Raw genomic sequence first — 1,440 nt, forward strand, 5'->3', positions numbered from 1 at the left:
CGCTTCCGGATCGGCGCGATCGACAGCGCCGCGGCCGGCCTGCTGCCGCCGCTGCTGCGCGACGTCCGTGCTGCCCATCCCGATGTCGCCGTGCAGCTGCTCGAGGAGAAGACCATCCGGCTGCTGCCGAAGCTGCTGTCGGGCGCGCTCGACCTCGCGTTCGTGCGCCCGCCGGAGCGGCCCGACCGCCGTATCGAGTTTGTCTCGCTGCTGCAGGAGACCGCCGTGGTGGCGTTGTCGCACAAGCATGCGCTGGCGCGGCGCAAGCAGATCGTGCTGCCCGACATCGCCGATCAGCCCTTGATCGTGCCGGAGCGCCGCTCGCGGCCGCACAGCCACGATCTCACGACCAAACTGTTCGACGAGGCCGGGCTGACGCCGCGCATCCAGGAGATCGCCGACGAGAAGCAGACCATCGTCAATATGGTGGCCGCACGGCTCGGCGTCGCTATCGTGCCGCGCTGGACCGCGCGGATGGCGATCCCGGGCGTCCGCTTTGTGCCACTCCGCCTGAAGCGCGGCAGCAGCGCCGGCCGCCTGCCGCTCGCCGCCGCCTGGCTTAAAGGCTCCCGCGATCCGGTCCGCGACCAGGTAATCGCGGTGCTGGAGGCAAGGTTGAAGAGTTACGCGCGTGAGGCGTGACCATGCAAAGCGAGTGTCGTATTAGCCTGCTAGCGATTCCGCCGCGGCTGCAAATGCACTTCCCGCGCCGGAGTAGCCCGGCGCTTTGCCGACAGTCTTTGACCGGAGGGATCATGCTACGCATTGCCACCTGTCTGACGCTTCTGATTTCCCTTCATGCGGCCGCGGCCCAAGACAGGGCGCCGGGCGCCCCACCGCAACCCTATCTTGGCGGCTCCACAACGCCGCCGACTGATCTGCCGTCCGGGATCGGCAGTTATTGCATCTACGACAACCTCATCTACTCGATTGGCTCGCCCATCTGCGTCGGCAAGACGAGCTACGTCTGTGCTCCTGCGACAAACGAAGCGGAGCTCAATCAGCGGGCGTATTGGTCAGCAAGACCAGCTGACCCAAAACTGACCGCGCCGGTGTGCCAGTAGAACGCGAAGCTGCATCCTCATCCTCGCGTGTCATCGCCCGGCTCGACCGGGCGATCCAGTACGCCGCGGCCTCTCGGCTCAAGCACTGCCGCCTCTGGAATACTGGATCACCCGCATGCGCATGCGGGTGATGACATCGCGTTGTTTGGTACCCTGAAAGGCGAACCATCTTCATCGTCGTCCTGGCGAAAGCCAGGACCCATTACCCCCTAACCTCAGGCGTTGCGCGACGCTGGGGCCGCTGTCCCGCTCATCACCGAAGGCGGTGGTTGATGGTGTGGACGGCCCCCTACGGCATCAGTGTGCCAGAATGAGGTTGTGCAATCTCAAACGAGGGGACCGTCCGTGAAGCAGATTATCCGCATTGGAATGGATA

Annotated in this window: 2 protein-coding genes; both read left to right on the forward strand. The window is 65.1% G+C overall.

What is annotated here, in order from left to right; all coding sequences use genetic code 11:
* The coding region (locus tag AC628_RS41330; protein ID WP_074132541.1) for a LysR family substrate-binding domain-containing protein at nt 1–642 on the forward strand (642 nt) is incomplete at its 5' end.
* 113 nt (nt 643–755) lie between these two features.
* Entirely contained in the window at nt 756–1,064 is a 309-nt protein-coding gene (locus AC628_RS43645) for a hypothetical protein (RefSeq protein ID WP_128970429.1), read from the forward strand.
* Nucleotides 1,065–1,440 lie beyond the last annotated feature (376 nt).

Source organism: Bradyrhizobium sp. NAS96.2, assembly GCF_001908235.1.
Classification (GTDB): domain Bacteria; phylum Pseudomonadota; class Alphaproteobacteria; order Rhizobiales; family Xanthobacteraceae; genus Bradyrhizobium.

Bases quoted from the DNA above. Each gene is read 5' to 3' on its own strand.
- AC628_RS43645 (WP_128970429.1), top strand. From the start codon at position 756: ATGCTACGCATTGCCACCTGTCTGACGCTTCTGATTTCCCTTCATGCG.